At 74.8% G+C, this 17,338-nt stretch carries 17 protein-coding genes; 1 reads left to right on the top strand and 16 read right to left on the bottom strand.

The genetic code is table 11. The features are described from left to right. Nucleotides 1-16 precede the first annotated feature (16 nt). On the bottom strand, nt 17-832 hold the full coding sequence (locus AC07FY_RS24395) for a TetR/AcrR family transcriptional regulator (protein WP_479009617.1): 816 nt from the start codon (nt 830-832) through the stop codon (nt 17-19). Nucleotides 833-1,002: 170 nt separating this feature from the next. Here AC07FY_RS24395 and AC07FY_RS24400 point away from each other — a divergent pair, with 170 nt between their 5' ends. After that, nucleotides 1,003-1,611: a hypothetical protein gene (locus AC07FY_RS24400; protein WP_479009619.1), complete on the top strand. Its 609-nt coding sequence runs from the start codon at nt 1,003-1,005 to the stop codon at nt 1,609-1,611. Between the two features lie 17 nt (nt 1,612-1,628). On the opposite strand, the gene AC07FY_RS24405 is transcribed toward AC07FY_RS24400, so the two are convergent. The 15 genes from AC07FY_RS24405 to AC07FY_RS24475 all read right to left on the bottom strand — a co-directional run bounded on the left by AC07FY_RS24405 (nt 1,629) and on the right by AC07FY_RS24475 (nt 17,270). Then, entirely contained in the window at nt 1,629-2,330 is a 702-nt protein-coding gene (locus AC07FY_RS24405; RefSeq protein WP_479009622.1) for a beta/alpha barrel domain-containing protein, read from the bottom strand. After that, the gene (gene trpF / locus AC07FY_RS24410; RefSeq protein WP_479009625.1) at nt 2,330-2,992 is read right to left on the bottom strand and encodes a phosphoribosylanthranilate isomerase; all 663 of its coding nucleotides are present in this window, start codon (nt 2,990-2,992) and stop codon (nt 2,330-2,332) included. The genes AC07FY_RS24405 and trpF overlap by 1 nt, the downstream gene beginning before the upstream one ends. Next, nucleotides 2,992-3,687: a transglutaminase-like domain-containing protein gene (locus tag AC07FY_RS24415; protein ID WP_479009628.1), complete on the bottom strand. Its 696-nt coding sequence runs from the start codon at nt 3,685-3,687 to the stop codon at nt 2,992-2,994. The genes trpF and AC07FY_RS24415 overlap by 1 nt, the downstream gene beginning before the upstream one ends. 59 nt (nt 3,688-3,746) lie before the next feature. Next, on the bottom strand, nt 3,747-4,886 hold the full coding sequence (locus AC07FY_RS24420) for an acyl-CoA dehydrogenase family protein (RefSeq protein WP_479009631.1): 1,140 nt from the start codon (nt 4,884-4,886) through the stop codon (nt 3,747-3,749). Nucleotides 4,887-4,895: 9 nt separating this feature from the next. Further along, entirely contained in the window at nt 4,896-5,270 is a 375-nt protein-coding gene (locus tag AC07FY_RS24425) for an ectoine synthase (protein ID WP_479009633.1), read from the bottom strand. After that, the gene (gene trpA, locus AC07FY_RS24430) at nt 5,267-6,115 is read right to left on the bottom strand and encodes a tryptophan synthase subunit alpha (RefSeq protein ID WP_479009635.1); all 849 of its coding nucleotides are present in this window, start codon (nt 6,113-6,115) and stop codon (nt 5,267-5,269) included. The genes AC07FY_RS24425 and trpA overlap by 4 nt, the downstream gene beginning before the upstream one ends. Next, a complete protein-coding gene (locus AC07FY_RS24435) occupies nt 6,108-7,178 on the bottom strand; it encodes an anthranilate phosphoribosyltransferase (RefSeq protein ID WP_479009638.1) in 1,071 nt (356 codons plus the stop codon). The genes trpA and AC07FY_RS24435 overlap by 8 nt, the downstream gene beginning before the upstream one ends. 2 nt (nt 7,179-7,180) lie before the next feature. Continuing rightward, a complete protein-coding gene (locus AC07FY_RS24440) occupies nt 7,181-7,444 on the bottom strand; it encodes an acyl carrier protein (protein ID WP_479009641.1) in 264 nt (87 codons plus the stop codon). A 1-nt stretch (nt 7,445) separates the two neighbouring features. Continuing rightward, nucleotides 7,446-8,969 carry an AMP-binding protein gene (locus AC07FY_RS24445; protein ID WP_479009643.1) on the bottom strand — a complete coding sequence of 508 codons (1,524 nt, stop codon included), beginning with the start codon at nt 8,967-8,969 and terminating at the stop codon, nt 7,446-7,448. Nucleotides 8,970-9,070: 101 nt separating this feature from the next. Next, nucleotides 9,071-10,396 carry an SWIM zinc finger family protein gene (locus AC07FY_RS24450; protein WP_479009645.1) on the bottom strand — a complete coding sequence of 442 codons (1,326 nt, stop codon included), beginning with the start codon at nt 10,394-10,396 and terminating at the stop codon, nt 9,071-9,073. Further along, a complete protein-coding gene (locus AC07FY_RS24455; RefSeq protein ID WP_479009648.1) occupies nt 10,396-13,254 on the bottom strand; it encodes a DEAD/DEAH box helicase in 2,859 nt (952 codons plus the stop codon). The genes AC07FY_RS24450 and AC07FY_RS24455 overlap by 1 nt, the downstream gene beginning before the upstream one ends. Nucleotides 13,255-13,299: 45 nt before the next feature. Then, nucleotides 13,300-14,148 (bottom strand): ABC transporter permease, encoded by an 849-nt coding sequence (locus AC07FY_RS24460; RefSeq protein WP_479009651.1) that lies wholly within the window; start codon nt 14,146-14,148, stop codon nt 13,300-13,302. Next, nucleotides 14,145-15,143 carry an ATP-binding cassette domain-containing protein gene (locus tag AC07FY_RS24465; protein WP_479009654.1) on the bottom strand — a complete coding sequence of 333 codons (999 nt, stop codon included), beginning with the start codon at nt 15,141-15,143 and terminating at the stop codon, nt 14,145-14,147. The genes AC07FY_RS24460 and AC07FY_RS24465 overlap by 4 nt, the downstream gene beginning before the upstream one ends. 159 nt (nt 15,144-15,302) lie before the next feature. Further along, complete coding sequence (locus tag AC07FY_RS24470; protein ID WP_479009657.1) at nt 15,303-15,596, bottom strand: antibiotic biosynthesis monooxygenase family protein; 294 nt, start codon at nt 15,594-15,596, stop codon at nt 15,303-15,305. 18 nt (nt 15,597-15,614) lie between these two features. Next, nucleotides 15,615-17,270, bottom strand: coding sequence for an FAD-binding oxidoreductase (locus AC07FY_RS24475; protein WP_479009659.1), 1,656 nt, complete (start codon nt 17,268-17,270; stop codon nt 15,615-15,617). Between the last annotated feature and the right edge of the window lie 68 nt (nt 17,271-17,338).

Genomic DNA, 17,338 nt, shown 5'->3' on the forward strand with positions numbered 1-17,338 from the left:
ACGACCGGGCGGTGTGTCAGCCGGTGGTTAGGGTGGCTTCACGCCGGTCGCCACGGCGCCGCGGACCCCGCGGCGCGCGCTGGTCGACGTACTGTTCGATGCCGTCGAGGACGCGTTGCAGCCCGAACTCGAAGCCGTCGTCGGCGCCGAGGCCGGCGCCGGGTTCCTCGAAGACGCCGGACTGCCACACGCGGGTGAGGTGGGGGTAGTGGGAGAAGGGGATCAGCCGCTCCAGCAGCGGGCCGCTCTGCTCGTACCACTCTTCGTAGCTGAGCCCGGAGCGGCGCTCGTCGCCCTCGGCGTCGGCCGACTGCTGGGCGGCGCCGCGGACGTAGCCGTTGACCAGGTGGACGACCGTGAGCAGGTCCTTCTCGGGCAGGCCGGTGGGGGCGACCGCGCCGAGCACCGCGTCCCACACGGCGGTCTCGTGCGGGCCCATCAGCATGCGCGAGGAGAACAGCGGCGGCACCCAGGGGTGGCGCCGGGCGATGTCCCGGCTGCCGCGGGCGTAGGTCTCCAGGGCCTGGCGCCAGTGGGCGGCGCCGGCGAGGGAGGGCGATTCGCCGAGCACTTCGTCGAGCATGCAGTTGACCAGTTCGGCGCGGCCGGGGACGTAGGTGTAGAGCGACATGGTGGAGACGCCGAGCGGCTCGGCCACCTTGCGCATCGAGAGCGCCGCCAGGCCCTGCGCGTCGGCCAGCTCGATCGCGGCGCGTACGACGCGGTCGACGGTCAGCTGCTGCCGCGGGCCGGGGGCCGTCCGGGCGGGCGCGGCCGCCGGGTCGGTGCCGCGGGGGCGCCACAGCAGGGCCAACGTCCGTGCGGGGTCCATCTTTCGGCCAACTTCTCGGCCCATGGCTGATTCAGCCCCTTTCCGACGAGGTAACTCTGTACACCGTACAGATTGACTCTGTACGGTGTACAGAGTCACTGCCGCGGTGGTCACTCCCCCGCGGCGGCCGCGGCAGTGACTTTCCCATACGCAGCAGAGAGAGAGCCGCCTTGTCCTCCACCACCGACCACGGCGCCGCTGCCCCCCGTACGGCGCGCGAGACCGCCCCCCGCCCCAAGGGCAAGAAGTTCGAACTCGGCCGGGGCGCCCGCAAGCTGACCCTGGCCGTCCACGTGGTGACCTCGGTCGGCTGGGTCGGCCTCTCGCTGTCCATGGTCGTGCTCGCCGTCATGGGCGTGACCACAAAGGACGCGGCGATCGCCAAGGGCGTCTACTACGCGATGTACGTCTTCGACGACACCAGCGTGACCGTCTTCAGCCTGACCGCCGCGATCACCGGCATCCTGCTGTCCTGCGGGACCAAGTGGGGCCTGCTGCTGCACTGGTGGATCATCGTCAAGTGGGTCATCACCCTGTTCATGACCTTCTTCGCCTGGTTCGTGATCCACCCGACGGTCATGGAGGCCAGCGAGCGCACCGCAACCGCCGGCGGCGCCGCACCGGACCCGGGCGCGGCCGGCGACTTCCTGCTGTGGAGCGTGCCCGCCCTGTTCGTCCTGCTCACGGTGGCCGCGGTGGTCTCGGTCTACAAGCCCTGGGGCCGCACCTCCCGAGGCAAGTCCGCCCAGCCGGCGGGCCGCCGCCCGAAGAGCGCCTGACCCCGGTGCCCGTGCCGTCAGGGCGCGGGCACCGCGGCGCGGGCCGCGTCGAACTCGGCGCACCACGCCGGGAGGCTCGGGGCGGTCAGGAGGGTCGTGCCCATCAGGAGGGCGGTGAAGCCCGCGTGCAGGAGGCCGGCCGCGCGGGCCGGGGTGTCGATGGCGCTGGCGCTGACCGGGAAGCGGGTGCCCGTGCGGCGCAGGCCCGGCAGCAGGGACGTGCCGCGCTCCACGTCGCCCGGCAGGCGCTCGCGGGTGGCGATGTCCTTGTTGTTGACGGCGACGACGCACTCGGCGCCCCGGTGCACCGCGGCCGCCTCGGCGGCGTCGGCGACCTCCACGAACGGGGTCAGGCCGCAGTCCAGGGCGTGGTCGGTGAGGCGGGCCAGCGAGCCCGCCGGGAGCACCTTGGCGGTCAGCAGCACGGCCGAGGCGCCGAGGGCCCGGCTGCGCTCCAGCTGGCGGCGGCTGGTGAGGAAGTCCTTGCGCAGCAGCGGCAGGCCGGTGAGCCCGGCGACCTCCGCCAGCAGCTCCTCGCTGCCGCCGAACCAGCGGCCGGTGACGACGGAGACGCAGGGCGCGCCCGCCTCCTCGTAGCCGCGCACGATCTCGGCGGCCGTCCGGCCCCCGGTCAGGTCGCGGCCGTCGGCGTCCTGCCGTTTGACCTCCATGATCAGCGGGCGGCGGGCCGCGGCGAGGGCGGCGGTGAAGGCGGTCATCACGCTCTCCAGGCTCGGGTGATCGCGGCGGCGCCGCGCGCGTGCAGCATCCCGTCGGTGCCCCGGGCCGCCGAGTCGACGTCGATGCCGAGGAAGCGGGGGTGCGCCACGGCGCCCGCGAAGGCGTCCCGGTTGCCCGCGTGCAGCCCTCCGGCGAGGAGGAACGGCAGTCCGGTGCGGTCGGCGAGCGCGGTGACGGCGCCGTCGTCCAGGGTGCGGGCGGTACTGCCGATCCGGCCGTCGGGCGCGACCGCGTCGTACAGGAAGCAGTCGGCACCGGCGCGTTCGTAGGCGGCGGTCAGTCCGTCCTCGGCGCACGCGCCGTCCTTGAGGTGGAGCACCTTGGCGATCCGCAGGCCGGGCGGGCCGCCGCGGCGCAGCGCCCGCACCACGGACGGCGGCTGGTAGCCGTGCAGCTGCACCCACGGGATCGAGGCGGCCTCGACCGCCGCCAGCAGCGGCGCGGGCTCGGCGGCGAAGGTGACCAGCACCGGGGCGACGCCCCGCTCCAGGGCCGCGGCGGCCAGCCCGGCCAGCTGCCCGGAGGTCAGCTCGGCGGGGCCGCCCGGCACCCGGTACCAGAGCCCCACCAGGTCCGCCCCGGCCTCGGCCATGGCGGCGACCTCGGCGGCCGTGGTGGCCCCGCAGAACTTGACGAGCACTACGCCGCCGCCGTGCGCCGGGCGTCGCGGACGAGCGAACCGGCGGTGAACGCCGTGCCGTCGGGGCCGATCAGCCCGGGGTGGGCGGCCCGCAGGTCGGCCAGCACCGCCTCGTAGGGCAGGTCGTCGAACTCCCCGTGGAAGCGCAGGAACTCCATCTGGCGCCTGCCCCGGAGGTCGAAGGGGTGGTGCAGGCTGTCGGCGGTCCCGTCGAAGTCGAGGGGCGCCATCCCGTAGAGCCGGCACAGCGTCTTGTTGAACACCGGGGTGGCCTTCACCCAGCCGTTCTCCAGCCGCATCGAGGTCAGGCAGTGCTGGTGGAAGACGTCGCCGCCCAGCAGTTCCTTCAGGCGGTCGGACGCCAGGTGGTTGCGCACGTCGGTCAGCACCAGGCGCGCGGGGATCCCGAGGGCGCGCAGCCCCGCCGTGTACAGCACCGACTTGTGCAGGCACATGCCGGAGCGGGCGGTGGCCACGCTGCCGGCCCGCAGCCCGGTGCGGGACAGGTCCGCCCCGTACACCTCGTAGCGGATCGTGTCGCGCACCGCGTAGTACAGGGCGACCGCGCGGGCCGTCGCGGTGGTGGCGTCGGCCGGCACGGCCCGCGCCACGAACTCCCGGACCTCGGGCGAGCCGTGGTCGATGAACTCGGTGGCGGCCAGCGTGGCGTGCCCGGTCGTCGTGGTGGTGCTCATGGGTGGACTCCGCTTTTTCGTTTCGGGGGCGAGGACGGCCGCGCCGGGGACGGCCCGGGTCACAGGCCGAGCAGCGAGGCGATGCGGTTGCGCTGAACCTCGGAGGTGCCGGAGTAGATGGTCCCGGCGACCGCGTTGCGCAGTTCCTTCTCGATGCCGTACTCGGCCATGTAGCCGTTGCCGCCGAAGATCTGCACGGCATTCAGCGCGGAGGCGACGTTGGCCTCGCTGGTGACCAGCTTGGCCATGGCGATGTCCCGCGTGACGTTTTCACCCGCCGCCATCTTCGCGGCGGTCGCGTACAGCCAGTGGCGGGCCGTCTCCACCCCGACCTCCATGTCCACGATCTTGTGGGACACGGCCTGGTAGGAGCCGATCGGCTGCCCGTACTGGGTGCGGGAGCGGGCGTACTCCACGCAGCGCGCCACCCGGTGGCGCATCTCCCCCGCGTTGATGACGAAGGAGCACAGGATCTCCCAGCGCATCACGTGGTCCAGGACCAGGAAGCCGCCGCCGACCCGGCCGACGACGTGCGAGGCGGGCACCCGGCAGTCGTCGAAGTACAGCTCGCTCAGGGGCGAGGTGCGCAGGCCCATCTTGGCGATGGGGCCGCCGACGGTCAGGCCCGGGGTGTCGCGCTCCACCAAGAACGCGGTGATGCTGAGCGGGCCGGGGCGGTCGCTGGTGCGGGCGTACACGGTGAGCAGGTCGGCGACCGGCCCGTTGCTCACGAAGGCCTTGCTGCCGTTCAGCACGAAGTGGTCGCCGTCGCGCACCGCGCGGGTGCGCATGGCCAGCGCGTCGGAGCCGCTCTCGGGCTCGCTGATGGCGTGCGCGCCGATCAGCTCGCCCGAGCAGATGCCCGGCAGGAAGCGGTCCTTGAGCTCGGGGGAGCCGAAGCGGTGCAGCGGCACCCCGGTGGAGACGATGTGCGTGCACACCGAGAAGTTCAGGCCGGCGTCCCGGCAACCCTCGCCGAGCCCTTCCAGCACGTACATGGTGGTGGGCAGGGACTGGCCGAGCCCTCCCCACCGCTCGTCGAAGGGCAGGCCCAGGATGCCGGTCGCCGCCACGGCGGCCCAGTTCTCCCGGGAGAAGGACGCCTCGGCGTCCCGCTCGACGTGCCCGGCGCTCAGCTTCTCCAGCCAGGGCGCCAGGCCGTCGCGCAGGGCCTGCTGGTCCGCGGTCCAGTGGGTCATCGGCTCGGCTCAGTAGTGGGAGTACTCGGCGGAGTCCAGGTCGTGGACCTCGTCGCCGCGCAGGGCGGGCGTGAACATGCAGACCAGGCGCAGGTCCTCGTGCGGGGAGGCGACCAGCCAGTGGGCGTCGTGGCGGTCGAGCGCGTAGAGGGTGCCCGGGGTGATCGGGTGGGAGTTGCCGGCGGTGTCGATGACCTCGCCGCTGCCCTCGATGCAGTAGCAGCTCTCCATGTGGTTGCGGTACTCCAGGCGGGACTTGGTGCCCGCCCGGACGATGGTGTCGGTGACGGTGTAGCCGACGCCGTCCTGCTGGGTGAGGAAGCGGCGGCTGAGGCCGTTGCCCCAGTCGACGGCGGGAACCTCGTCAAGCTTGCGGACGATCATGAGTGGGACTCCTTTGCGTCTGGTGGGGGCAGGCGGACGGGCCCGCCGGCCGTGCGCAGCTCCCGTACGAAGGAGGCGAACTCCTCGACGGGATCACGGCCCTGGGTGAGGGCCGCTTCGATACGGGCCACCCCGGCGCTGCCGACGACGGCGGCGTCGGCGCCCAGGCCGGCCAGGTGGGCGATGTCCCCGGCCGTCCTGACCCCGAAGCCGACGGCGACGGGCGCGGAGGCGGCGCCGCGCAGGGTGGTGAGCACCCGGGCGAGCCGGGCGTCGTCGGGTGCGGCGGAGGTTCCGCTGCGTCCGTAGTGGGCGACCAGGTAGAGGTAGGCGGTGGCGTGCCGGGCCGCCTCGGCGACGGCCTCGGGACCCGAGACGGCGTAGCAGGTGGTCACCAGGGGCAGCCCGGCCCGGTGCGCGGCCTCGTAGTGCTCGGTGCGCAGCCGCGGCGGCACGCCGTGCAGCAGCAGCCCGTCGCAGCCGGCGTCGCGCACGGCGGCCGCGAAGTCGGCGGGGGTGGTGCCCCGCACGGTGTGGCTCCAGTCGGCGAGCAGCGCGATCCGCAGCCGGCGCAGGGCAGGGCGGATCCGGGCGACCGCGGCCAGGGTCTGCTCCAGGTCGGCGCCGGCGGCCAGCGCCCGGTCGGCGGAGCGGCGCACGACGGGGCCGTCGGTGACGGAGTCGGGGAACGGCACGGCGAGTTCGAGGCAGTCGACCTCGTTCTCGTCGAGCATCGCCGCGAGGTCGGCCAGCCGCTCCAGCGGCGGGTCCCCGGCGTTGAGGAAGACCGCGAGGCCGGGGCGGCCGGGCCGGCGCCGGGCGAAGAAGGCGTCCGGCTCAGGCATGGACGGCCGCCCGGGTCCGCAGCCGCTCCAGCAGGGCCAGCGCGCCTCCGTCGTGGATCACCGCCCGGGCGCCGGCCAGTGCCTCGTGCCAGTCGCCGGTGGTGCGGCCGGCGACGGCGAGGGCGGCGGCGTTGAGGCAGACGGTGTCCTCGGCGTCGCGGGTCCCCCCGCCGCCGAGGACGGCGCGGAAGTACGCCACCGGGTCGGCGCCGCGCGGGCGCAGGCCCTCCAGGGTGCCGGGCCGCAGCCCGAGCGGGGCCGGGTCGAGGGTGAACTCGTCCTCGCCGCCGGGCTCGTAGGAGTGCACCCGGTTGACGGCGCAGGACAGGAGCTCGTCGGCGCCCGGGTCGTTGGCGGCCAGCCACACCCGGCGCCGGGTGCGGCGGGCGGTGTGCGCCGCGGCGGTGCGCAGCGCCGGCCGCAGGCGCGCGTCGGAGACCCCGGTGACCTGCGCGGAGACCGGCATGTCGGCGAGGAAGGGGCCGAGCGCGTTGACGCAGCGGCCGAGCGCGCGGATGTCCAGGGGCAGCACGGCGCGGGCCAGCAGGGCCAGTTCCGCCGGGTAGACGAAGGGCCCGGCGAAGGCGATGCCGCAGTCCTCCAGCGTCTCGTGGGTCTCCTCGTACGACCGGGTGAGCGGGATCCCGAGGCGCTCCAGCAGGTCCACGGAGCCCAGCGCGGAGGTGTACGCGCGGGAGCCGGTCTTGACGACGGGGGTGCCCATCGCGGCGGCGACCAGGGCGCTCGCGGTGGAGATGTTGAAGGTGCCCGGTCCGCCACCGGTGCCGACGATGTTGACCGCGCCGTCGAAGGCACCGGGGCCGCCCGCCGAGCGGCCCCCGTGCGCGGGGCGGCGTTCGGCGAGCGAGTCGAGCAGGGCGGTGAGGGTGGTGCGGCCGGGCAGCTCGGTGGAGAGCGAGGCGAGCAGGGCGACGGCCTCGCCCCGGCGCAGCGCCCGCTCGCTCTGCGGACCGCGCTCGTGCAGCGCGTCCCAGAACGAGCGCCACACGGGCAGGTCCACCGGCCGGTCCTGCCCGATGACGGCGGCGACGGCGTCGTGCATGGCTACGCGGCCTCCGCCTGCTGCCGGGACGCGTCCGTGATGAACTCGTCGATGGCCGCGACCGAGCGGAAGAACTCCGGGTCCAGGTCGAACTCGTCGGTGTTGATGTGGTGGACGTCCTCCAGCCACGCGATCACCTTGAGCAGGCCGAGGCTGTCGACGACGCCGTTCTCCAGGAGGTCGAGGTCCGCGTCCAGCTCACCGGCGGGTACGTCCGGCAGGAACTCGCGGACCATGAACTCCTTGATGGCCTGGATCCGTGACATGTCAGTTCTCCTTGGTGAAGTGGGTTCGGACGACCTGGTCGCGGTCGACCTTGCCGGTCGAGGTCCGGGGCAGCGGGCCGTCGGTGATCCGCAGGACCGAGGGGACGGCGGCCCGGGGCAGGCCCCGGGCCAGGTGCCCGCGCAGGGTGAGGCTGTTGAGGCCGGAGCCGGGCGCCCGTCGGGCCACCGCGTGCAGCAGCCGGCCGGCCAGCGGGTCGGGCAGCGCCACGACGGCCGCTTCGAGGACGCCGGGGTGCTGGAGCAGGACGTGCTCGGTCTCCTGCGGGTTGATCCGCACCCCGCGCACCTTCACCTGGAAGTCGCTGCGCCCGGCCAGCCGCAGCGTGCCGTCCGCTGAGCGGGTGACGAGGTCGCCGCTGCGGAACCAGCGCCGGCCGTCGCCGGCGTCCCCGGCCGGATGGTCCGTGAACACGGGCGGGCCGGCCGCGGCGCCCAGGTACCCCTCGGTCTGGAAGGGGGTGGTGACGTAGAGCTCGCCGGTGCCGGGGCCCTCGAGCACGCGGCGCTCCGGGTCGACGAGCAGGGCGCCGACGCCGGGCAGCGGGGAGCCGAGCGGCAGCGGCAGGGCGGGGTCCTCGGCGCCGGTCAGTTCGTACAGGAAGCTGTCGTTGGTCTCCGTGCAGCCGTAGAGGTTGTACAGCCGGGAGCCGGGGAGCAGACCGGGCAGCTCCGCGCGCAGCGGGGCGGGCAGGGCGTCGCCGGTGAACAGGGCGTGGCGGACGCCGGGGACGGCCGCGCCGCGCTCGCGGGCGGCGTCGGCGAGCAGCCGGTAGAACATGGGGACGGCCTGGACGACCTCGGGCCGGTGGCGCAGCAGCAGGTCCAGCAGGTAGCCGCCCTGGGCCGCCCGGTCGGTGTCGGTGAGCACGACCCGGCCGCCGTGGGCGAGCGTGGTCCAGACGTCGAGCAGGCAGAGGTCGAAGTTGAGCGGGGCGTAGCTCAGGACCGTGGTGGCGGGTCCGATCCCGAAGCGGCCGGCGGCCCACCGGGTGAACCGGTCGACGGCGTCCGCCCGCAGCGGCACGACCTTGGGCGTGCCGGTGGAGCCGGAGGTGGTCAGCAGCAGCGCGGGGGCGGTGTGCGCGCCGCACCCGGTGGCGGGCGGCGCGGCGTCGGCGAACCGGGCCGCCGCCCCGGGCTCCTCGAAGGGGGTGTCGAGCGGGGTGAGGACGTGCTCGACGCCCGCCCGGGCGTACAGCCGCCCGGTGACGTCCGCGCCGAGCCCCGGCGAGGACAGCAGCACGGGCCGCCGCTCCAGCAGGGCGGCCAGCACCAGGGCGATGACGGCGGGCGAGGTGGCGGCGGGCACGCCCAGCGGCGCGTCCCCCGGGAGGCGGGCGAGCCGGGCCCGCTCCGCGTCCGCCCGGTGCAGCAGCGCGCCGTAGCCGATCTCCTGCTCGCGCCACACCAGCGCGGGCGCCCCGGGACTGCGCCGGGCCCGGTCCAAGACGGCGTCGGCGAGGGAGCGGGCTGCAAGGTCGGCCGTGGTACCGGCGCTCTTCACGGGCCTGGACTCCTTCCGGTCCTCGCGGTCGAAACTCTCGTCCCGATCGTGGTTTCGGCGACTGGAGGATCATCGGAGTCCCGCTGGCGGCCCGAGCCCGGCTAGCTGAAGAACGCGCCTTCGTTCTCCAGGAGTCCGGCGAGGACGAGGGCCTGGTCGGTGTCGGGCGGCCCGGCCGGCCACCAGTGGCCCGCGCGTTCGCGGTAGGGGTACCAGCGCCCGTCCCGGCCGCGCCGCAGCTGCAGGCCGCGACCGGTCAGCGTCCAGTGGTTGCCGGACACCTCCAGCCCGGGCAGCTCGTCGCCCTCCCAGGCGGCCGCCAGGGCCGTACGGGCCCGTGCGGTCTCCTGGGCCGGCGGCTCCCAGGACTCCTCGAGCGTGCGCAGCCCCTCGGCGCCGCCGTGGCGCCAGGCCTGCGCGGCACGGTCCAGTTCGGCCGCCCGGTCGCAGGCCGCGCGCAGCCGCTCGGGGACCCTCGGGTCGGGGTGGGTGGCGGCGAGCCGTACGGTGTCCTGCCACAGGTCCAGGGGGGCGGGCGGCTCCCCGGTGATGCCGTGGGTGTACGCGAGCAGGGCGCGGGCCCGGACGGCCGCGTCGGCGACCAGGCGCTCCAGCGGGTCCGCGGCGAGCCCGGTGACCTGCTCGGGCTCCTGCGGCGGCGCGGCGGCCGCGGGCAGCGGCGGCAGCGGGGGCAGCGGCGCGGCCGGGCGGGCGTAGGCCACCGCGGCGGGGGTGCCGCGCGGCTGCGCGCCGGCGTCGGCGCGCGGCGGGCCGGCGTCCCCGGCCGGCTCCGCCTCCTCGGGGTCGTCGTCCCCGGCGTCGGAGCCGTCCATCGCCATCATGGCCCGCAGCATCACCACCGACCCCAGCTCCTGCGCGGCCTCCTCGGCGTCGCGGCCGCGCACGAGCAGCAGCAGCGCCGGCTCCTCGTCCAGCAGCCACGAGAACTGGTAGGCCAGCGCGACCGCGTGCGCGCAAGGGTGGTCGGGATCGTCGCAGTCGCAGTCCGGCTCCATGTCGCCGTAGCCGGGCAGCAGGCCGAGCCGGGCGTCCTCGGCCGCCTCCAGCAGGTCGGGCGGGAGGTCACCCGCGAGGAGCGCCTCCGTCTCGGCGGGCCGGTCCGCGGTCTTCTCCCACAGCGCGTCCCAGTCCTCGTCCTCGAACACCCGCAAGGTCAGTTCGGCGCTGTAGGGGCCGTCCTCGCCCCCGTGGACCTGCGCGGCGATCCGGCCGGGGCTGACGGTGAGCGGTCCGATCCGGCCGGAGCGGGCCAGGGTCCGGCCCCGCTTGAGCGGGTCCTCCTCCGGCCAGAGGTCCTCCACGGCCTGCCCGAACTCCCCGCCCCACCAGGACCGGCCGCGCGCCCGGCCGCCCTTCCGCGCGGCGAAGGCGGGGAACCCCCGTGCGCTGTCGTGTCCTTCGGCCATCACGTGCTCCTCAGCTCGACCAGGTTCGCCAGCTCATCGTTGCCGAGCGTGCTCAGCGCCTGCTCGCCCGAGCCGAGCACGGCGTCGGCGAGTTCCTGCTTGGACGCCAGCATCGCGGCGATCCGGTCCTCGACGGTGCCCTCGGCGATCAGCCGGTGGACCTGCACGGGGCGGGTCTGCCCGATCCGGTGGGCGCGGTCGGTGGCCTGCGCCTCGACCGCCGGGTTCCACCAGCGGTCGAAGTGCACCACGTGGTCGGCGCGGGTCAGGTTGAGCCCGGTGCCCGCCGCCTTGAGCGAGAGCAGGAACACCGGCACCCGGCCCTCCTGGAAGCGGCGGACCAGCTCCTCGCGCTTGGGCACGGGCGTTCCGCCGTGCAGCAGCTGGGCCGGTACGCCGCGGTCGCGCAGGTGCGCCTCGAGCAGCCGGGCCATGGCGACGTACTGGGTGAAGACGAGGACGGCCCCGTCCTCCGCCGTGATGGTGTCGAGCAGTTCGTCGAGCAGCTCCAGCTTTCCGGAGCGGCCGGTGAGCCGCGCCCCCTCGCCCTCCTTCAGGTACTGGGCGGGGTGGTTGCAGATCTGCTTGAGCCCGGTGAGGAGCTTCAGGACCAGGCCGGAGCGGGCGATGCCGTCCGTGGCGCGGATCTCGGCCATGACCTCCCCCACGAGCTTCTCGTACAGGGCGGTCTGCTCGGCGGTCAGCGCGACCGGACGGTCGGTCTCCGTCTTGGGCGGCAGCTCGGGGGCGACGCCCGGGTCGGACTTGCGGCGGCGCAGCAGGAAGGGCCGTACGAGTCCGGCGAGCCGGGTCGCGGTGTCCGTCCCTCCCGGGGCTTCGGCGGCGCCGGTGCGCTCGGCCTCGATCGGGGCCATCCAGCGGCGGCGGAAGTGCGCGTAGCCGCCGAGGAGTCCGGGGGTGGTCCAGTCGAGGACGGCCCACAGCTCGGAGAGGCTGTTCTCGACGGGGGTGCCGGTCAGGGCGACCTTGGCGCCGGCCGGGATCCGCCGCAGGGCCCGGGCGGTGGCCGAGGCGGGGTTCTTGACGTGCTGGGCCTCGTCGGCGACGGCCATGCCCCAGTAGTGGGCGGCGAGCAGCTCGGCGTCCAGGCGCATCGTGCCGTACGTGGTGAGGACGAAGCCGGTTTCGGCGCCGTCCAGGGTGCGCCCGGGGCCGTGGAAGCGGCGGACGGGGGTGCCGGGCGCGAACCGGCCCACCTCCCGCTCCCAGTTGCCCAGCAGCGAGGCCGGGCAGACCACGAGGGTGGGGCCCTGGCTGCGGGGGTCCTCCTGGCGCAGCAGGTGCAGCGAGATCAGCTGGACGGTCTTGCCCAAACCCATGTCGTCGGCCAGGCAGCCGCCGAGGCCGAGCGAGGTCATCCGGTCCAGCCAGCGCAGTCCGCGCAGCTGGTAGTCGCGCAGGGTGGCCCGGAGGGCGGCGGGGGCGGCCATCGGCTCGTCGCCGCCGTCGGGTTCGGCGAGGCGGGCGCGCAGGGCCACCAGCCAGGGGCCGGGTACGACGGGGACCCGCTCGCCGGCGATCTCGGCGAAGCCGCCGAGGGCGACGGAGAGGGCCTCGATGGCCGTGAGCGGCTTCAGCTCGCGGGTACGGGCCTTGCGGGCCAGCTCGGCCGGTACGAAGACCCAGCGGTCGCGCAGCCGCAGCACCGGGCGGCCCTCGTCGGCGATCCGGGCGGTCTCCGCCTCGGTGAGCGGCTCGCCGTCCAGACGCAGCTGCCAGCGCAGGTCCACGGTGCCGTCGCCCATGAACGCGCGCAGGTCGGCGGGGGGTTCGCGGTCGGAGCCGACCAGGGCGTGGGCGCCGCTCAGGGCCCGGGCCGCGCCCTGCGGCCAGTGCACGTCGACGCCGTGGGCGCGCAGCCGGGCTCCGGCCTCGCCGAGCAGGGCGGTGGTCTCGCGGTCGTCGAGCACGATCTCGCGGGGCACGGGGAGCAGCCGCTGCAGGGGCTCCCAGACGCCGGCGGCGCGGCGTACGGCGAGGACGGTGTCGGCCTGGGCGCGGGGGCCCAGCGCGTGCGGCGCGCCGTCGAAGAGTTCGGCGGCGGCCATGGCCACGGTGGGGTCGGCGAGGCTCGCGACCCGCGGCTCGATCCGGACGCTCGGCTCGGCGTCCCCGTCGCCGACGACCACGCGCAGGGAGACCCGGACGCCCGAGTCGACGCCCTGGGAGATCTCCTCGGCCCAGGCGCGCAGCCGGGGCACGTGCTGGGGGGCGGTCGCGGCGAACGCGGCGCGTCCGGTGGCGGCCTCGGCGGCCGGGGTGCGCGGCAGCACGTCGGCGACGGCGTCGAGGAAGGCCCGCAGGGCGGTGTCGGCCTCGGGCAGGAGCCCGCTGCCCGGGGCGGCGGGCAGGGCCAGGGCCTCGGGGGGCGCGGCGGCGGCCAGTTCGCGCAGCCGCAGCACGTCCTCGGGGTCGTAGGGGCCGGTGCGCCAGGCGTCGTAGCCGCCGGGGGAGACGCCCGGCAGGAGGCGTTCGCGGGCGGCGAGGTGCAGCGCGAGGGCGAGGGCTCCGCCCCAGAAGGCGGCGGCCGGGTGGACGGCTCCGGCGTCGGCGTCACCGTCCGCGGCCGCGGTCGGCCGGGCGGCCTGCTCGTGGGTCCGGCGGGCGTGGGCGAGCACGGGCAGCGCGTCCGCCAGGTCCAGGCGCAGCACCGGCAGGGTGCGCGGTCCGTCCGCGGTCAGCAGGACGGCCTCCCCGGTCCGGCCCCCGGGCACGTCCGGCGGTGGGGAGCCGTCCGGGTTCCACAGCAGGACGGCGCCGGTCCTGGCCGGGTCCCCCGGCTCGAAGACGGCGGCGCATCGCGCCAGGAGGCCGGCCTGTTCAGCAATCCACACCATGCGTCCGCTTTCCTCGGTCGTCCGGTCCGCCGTCCCCGTCGGTGATCAGGTTGTCAGATTCCTGAACCGGCGTACGGACAGGGGGAAGAAGACGGCGCACAGGACCACCGGCCACACCACCGCCATCAGCAGGGAGTGCTGGGCGATCCAGGAGTCCCCGCCGAAGCCGGGATTGCCGAACAGCTCACGCGTGGCGAGCACGGTCGAGGACAGCGGGTTCCACTCGGCGATCGTGCCGAGCCAGCCCGGCATCGTGGAGGGGGCCACGAAGGCGCTGGTGAGGAAGCCGATCGGGAATTCCAGAGTCTGCACCATGGTGATGCCCTCGGGTCCGCTCATGAGCAGGCCGAGGTAGACGCCCGCCCACACCAGCGCGAAGCGCAGGAGCAGCAGCAGGCCGACGGCCAGGGCGGTGTCGCCGACGCTGCCGTGGGCCTGCCAGCCCATCAGCAGGCCGACGCCCATCAGGACGGCCAGCGCGAGCACCGAGCTGATCATGTCGGTGACGGCGCGTCCGACGACCACCGCGGAGGGGGACATCGGCAGGGTGCGGAAGCGGGAGGTGATGCCGCGGTTCTTGTCGGCGGCGACGGCGGTGACCGTCTCGCCCATGCCGAAGACCATCGTCATCACGAACATGCCGGGGACGAGGAACTCCTTGTAGTCGCCGCCGCCCGGCACCTGCATCGCGCCACCGAAGAAGTAGCCGAACATCAGGACCATCAGGATGGGGAAGGTCAGCGCGCCGACCAGGGTGCCCGGTTCGCGCACCCAGTGCGTCATCCCGCGCAGGGTGACCGTCCAGCCGTCGGCGGCGGCCCAGCGCAGCCGCGCGAGCGGGCCGCGCGGGATGGCCGGCATCTGGGGGAGCTGGAGCGGGGTGGTGGCGCTCATGCTGCGACTGCCTTTCGGCCGGGTTCGGCGGCCGCGTCGGCGGCCGGGTGGGCCGTGCGGCCGGTGAGGTGCAGGAACACCTCGTCCAGGGTGGGGCGGCGCAGGGCGATGTCCTCCGCCTCGATGCCCGCGTGGTCCAGGGCGCGCACCGTCTCGCCCAGGGCGCTGGTGCGTTCGGTGACGCGGACGCTGACCCGCCGGGTGTCGGGGTCCACGTCGGGCGCGGCCTCGGCGATCCGGCCCAGCGCGCCGGCGGCGGCGGACAGGTCCTCGGCGCGGCGCACCACGACGTCGATGCGGTCGCCGCCGACCTGGCTCTTGAGCTGGTCGGGGGTGCCCTTGGCGATGACCTTGCCGCTGTCGATCACGGAGATGCCGTGGGCGAGCTGGTCGGCCTCCTCCAGGTACTGCGTGGTGAGCAGGACCGAGGTACCGCCGCCGACGAGATCCCGTACGGCCTCCCAGACCTCGTTGCGGCTGCGCGGGTCCAGGCCGGTGGTGGGCTCGTCCAGGAAGAGGACCGGCGGGGCGAGGACCATGCTGGCCGCGAGGTCGAGGCGCCGGCGCATGCCGCCGGAGAAGTTCTTCACCGGCTTGCCGCCGGTGTCGTGGAGCCGGAAGCGCTCCAGCAGCTCGTCGGCGCGGCGGCGGGCGCCGCGCGGCGAGAGGTGGTGCAGGCGGCCGAACATCACCAGGTTCTGGCGGCCGCTGAGGACCTCGTCGACGGCGGCGTACTGGCCGACCATGCCGATGGAGGAGCGGACCTCGGCCGACTGGGACACCACGTCGAACCCCGCCACCCGGGCACGGCCCTCGTCGGGCCGGATGAGGGTGGACAGGATCCCCACGGAGGTGGTCTTGCCCGCACCGTTGGGGCCGAGGAGCCCGTGCACCGTGCCCTGTTCGACGGTGAGGTCGAAACCGTCGAGCACGTACCGCTTGCCGTACCGTTTGCGCAGCCCTTCAGCGATCACTGCCGGCCTGGTCGAGTCCACGTCAGCTTCCTTCTGTGGTGCGTGCGGGAGTCGGACGGTCAGGCCCGCCCGGTAAGCGGTCTGCGGGAAGTGGGGTGCGTTTCCGCTCCACTTCCCGCAGACCGCTCGATCCTGGCAGTCCCTCCCGCAGCGCTCCTCGAGCCGTGGTGGAGCCGCCGCTCAGCGCGCGACGCGCTCCAGCAACGGGGTGTACAGGTTGGGGTCGCTGCTGCTCAGCGCGCGCAGCGCGGTGCGGTGCTCCGCGAACTGCGGCTGCGCCAGGGCCCGGCGGAAGCAGTCCTCGTCCTCCCAGTCCGCGACGTTGACGTACAGGTCGGGGTCGTTGACGTGGTGCAGCAGCCGGTGGCGGATGAAGCCGGGCTGCGCGGCGAAGAACGCGGAGGTCCGGTCGAAGGCCTCCTCGAACTCCGCGCGGGAGCCGGTGACCTCGAAACGGTTGATGAAGGCGATCACGCCGGTGTCTCCCTCTCCCTAGGCGGGGCTGATGCCCAGCTCGTGGCCGAAGACGCCGCGCGGGTCCCAGGCCGACTTCACCCGCTGCAGGCGCGGGTAGTTGTCCTTGTAGTAGAGGCGGTGCCAGGGCACGCCGGAGGTGTTCCAGGCCGGATCGGCCATGTCGACGTCCGGGTAGTTGATGTAGCACCCGTCGCTGCCGCGGCCGGGCACCGGGACACCGCCGGTGCCGGCGAACACGTCGCGGTAGGCGCGGCGCAGCCAGCCGATGTTCTCGGCGTCGCCCGCCGCGTCCTGCCAGGTGTTCATGAAGATCACGTTGAGGACGGCGTCGCGGTGCGCGGTGGCGGTGGCCGACGCGTGCGGGGTGTTGACCCGGCCGCCGTAGGACTGCAGCGAGACGGACGCCGACTCGTAGCTGTGGTCGGTGCTGTTCAGGTGAGCGTACAGCGCGTCGGTCTGCGCGTCGGTCCAGGCCCGCCGCAGGTACGCCGACTTGATCTTCTGCCGGCCCTTGTCCATGTCCTGGGACTCGCCCAGCGCCACGGTGGCGTTCAGCCACGAGTCGCGGGTGATGCCCATGTCGTACGGGGTGACGGGGACGCCCTCGGTGAGCGCGGCGGTGTAGTCGGCGAGCAGCTTCTCGGCGTCCGGGCGCGTGCCGTCCATGTGGGCGAAGCTGATGGCGCTCTGACCGGGGTCGTTCTCCTTCAGCCGGCCGAACAGCACCAGGCCGCCGTAGAGGCCCGCGTACGGGGAGTCGGCGCAGCTGTTGCGCTCGTGCCACTGGCCGTGGTTGCGCACCAGGCGGCGGAAGGCGGCCTTGTCCATGCCCTCGCGGGGGAAGAGGACGGCGCTGCTCAGGACGGTGGCGGGCGGGCGGGGCAGCAGCCGGCCCGGGTCGCTGCCGGTGGCGCCCGGGGTGCGGAACCAGTAGCGGGTGACGACGCCGAAGTTGCCGCCGCCGCCCCCGGTGTGCGCCCACCACAGTTCGCGGTGCGGGTCGTTCGGCTCCCGGGTGGCGACGACCGCGCGGGCGCGGCCGGCCCGGTCGGCGACGACGACCTCGACGGCGTACAGGTGGTCGGCGGCGAGGCCGAAGCGGCGGGAGAGGGCGCCGTAGCCTCCGCCGGTGATGTGGCCGCCCAGGCCCACGGTGGCGCTGGCGCCGCCGGGCAGGGTGACGCCCCAGCCGTGGTACAGCGTCTTGTACACGTCCATCAGGCGGGCGCCGGCCTCGACCATGAAGGCGCGCTTGTCCTCGTCGAAGCGGACGGCGTTCATCCCGCCGAGGTCGATGACCAGGCGGACGGCCGTGTCGCCGACGAAGTTCTCGTAGCAGTGGCCGCCGCTGCGCACGGCGACGCGGCGGCCCGACCGCGCGGCCTCACCGACGGCCTGGACGACCTGCTCGGTGGTGGTCGCGAGGCGGAAGGCGGTGGGCCGGGCGGTGAAGCGCTTGTTGCTGCCGCGGGTGGCCAGGTCCTCGTAGCGGGGATCGGCGGGGGTGATGTCCGCGGCCGCGTCCGCACCGCCGCCGGCGGTGGCGCCGGCCGTGCCCGCGGGCCGCCTCGGGGCGGCCTGGGCGGGCGTCACACCCGCCGCGGCGAGCCCGGCGACGGCGCCGGCCGTGATCGTCCCGGCGACAAAGCGCCGACGGCTTGGAGCGGTCATGATGCTTCCTTTTCGGTGCGGACCCGGTGGCGACAGGGCGCGGGGCAGAGCGGGGCGGGGGCGGCCGG

Source organism: Streptomyces sp. NPDC045967 (assembly GCF_056430495.1).

Coding starts and splice junctions, on each gene's coding strand:
- AC07FY_RS24440 (WP_479009641.1), bottom strand. CDS start 7,444: ATGTCACGGATCCAGGCCATCAAGGAGTTCATGGTCCGCGAGTTCCTG.
- AC07FY_RS24460 (WP_479009651.1), bottom strand. CDS start 14,148: ATGAGCGCCACCACCCCGCTCCAGCTCCCCCAGATGCCGGCCATCCCG.
- AC07FY_RS24395 (WP_479009617.1), bottom strand. CDS start 832: ATGGACCCCGCACGGACGTTGGCCCTGCTGTGGCGCCCCCGCGGCACC.
- AC07FY_RS24450 (WP_479009645.1), bottom strand. CDS start 10,396: ATGGCCGAAGGACACGACAGCGCACGGGGGTTCCCCGCCTTCGCCGCG.
- AC07FY_RS24455 (WP_479009648.1), bottom strand. CDS start 13,254: ATGGTGTGGATTGCTGAACAGGCCGGCCTCCTGGCGCGATGCGCCGCC.
- trpA (WP_479009635.1), bottom strand. CDS start 6,115: ATGCCTGAGCCGGACGCCTTCTTCGCCCGGCGCCGGCCCGGCCGCCCC.
- AC07FY_RS24420 (WP_479009631.1), bottom strand. CDS start 4,886: ATGACCCACTGGACCGCGGACCAGCAGGCCCTGCGCGACGGCCTGGCG.
- AC07FY_RS24435 (WP_479009638.1), bottom strand. CDS start 7,178: ATGCACGACGCCGTCGCCGCCGTCATCGGGCAGGACCGGCCGGTGGAC.
- AC07FY_RS24475 (WP_479009659.1), bottom strand. CDS start 17,270: ATGACCGCTCCAAGCCGTCGGCGCTTTGTCGCCGGGACGATCACGGCC.
- AC07FY_RS24405 (WP_479009622.1), bottom strand. CDS start 2,330: ATGACCGCCTTCACCGCCGCCCTCGCCGCGGCCCGCCGCCCGCTGATC.
- AC07FY_RS24425 (WP_479009633.1), bottom strand. CDS start 5,270: ATGATCGTCCGCAAGCTTGACGAGGTTCCCGCCGTCGACTGGGGCAAC.
- AC07FY_RS24415 (WP_479009628.1), bottom strand. CDS start 3,687: ATGAGCACCACCACGACGACCGGGCACGCCACGCTGGCCGCCACCGAG.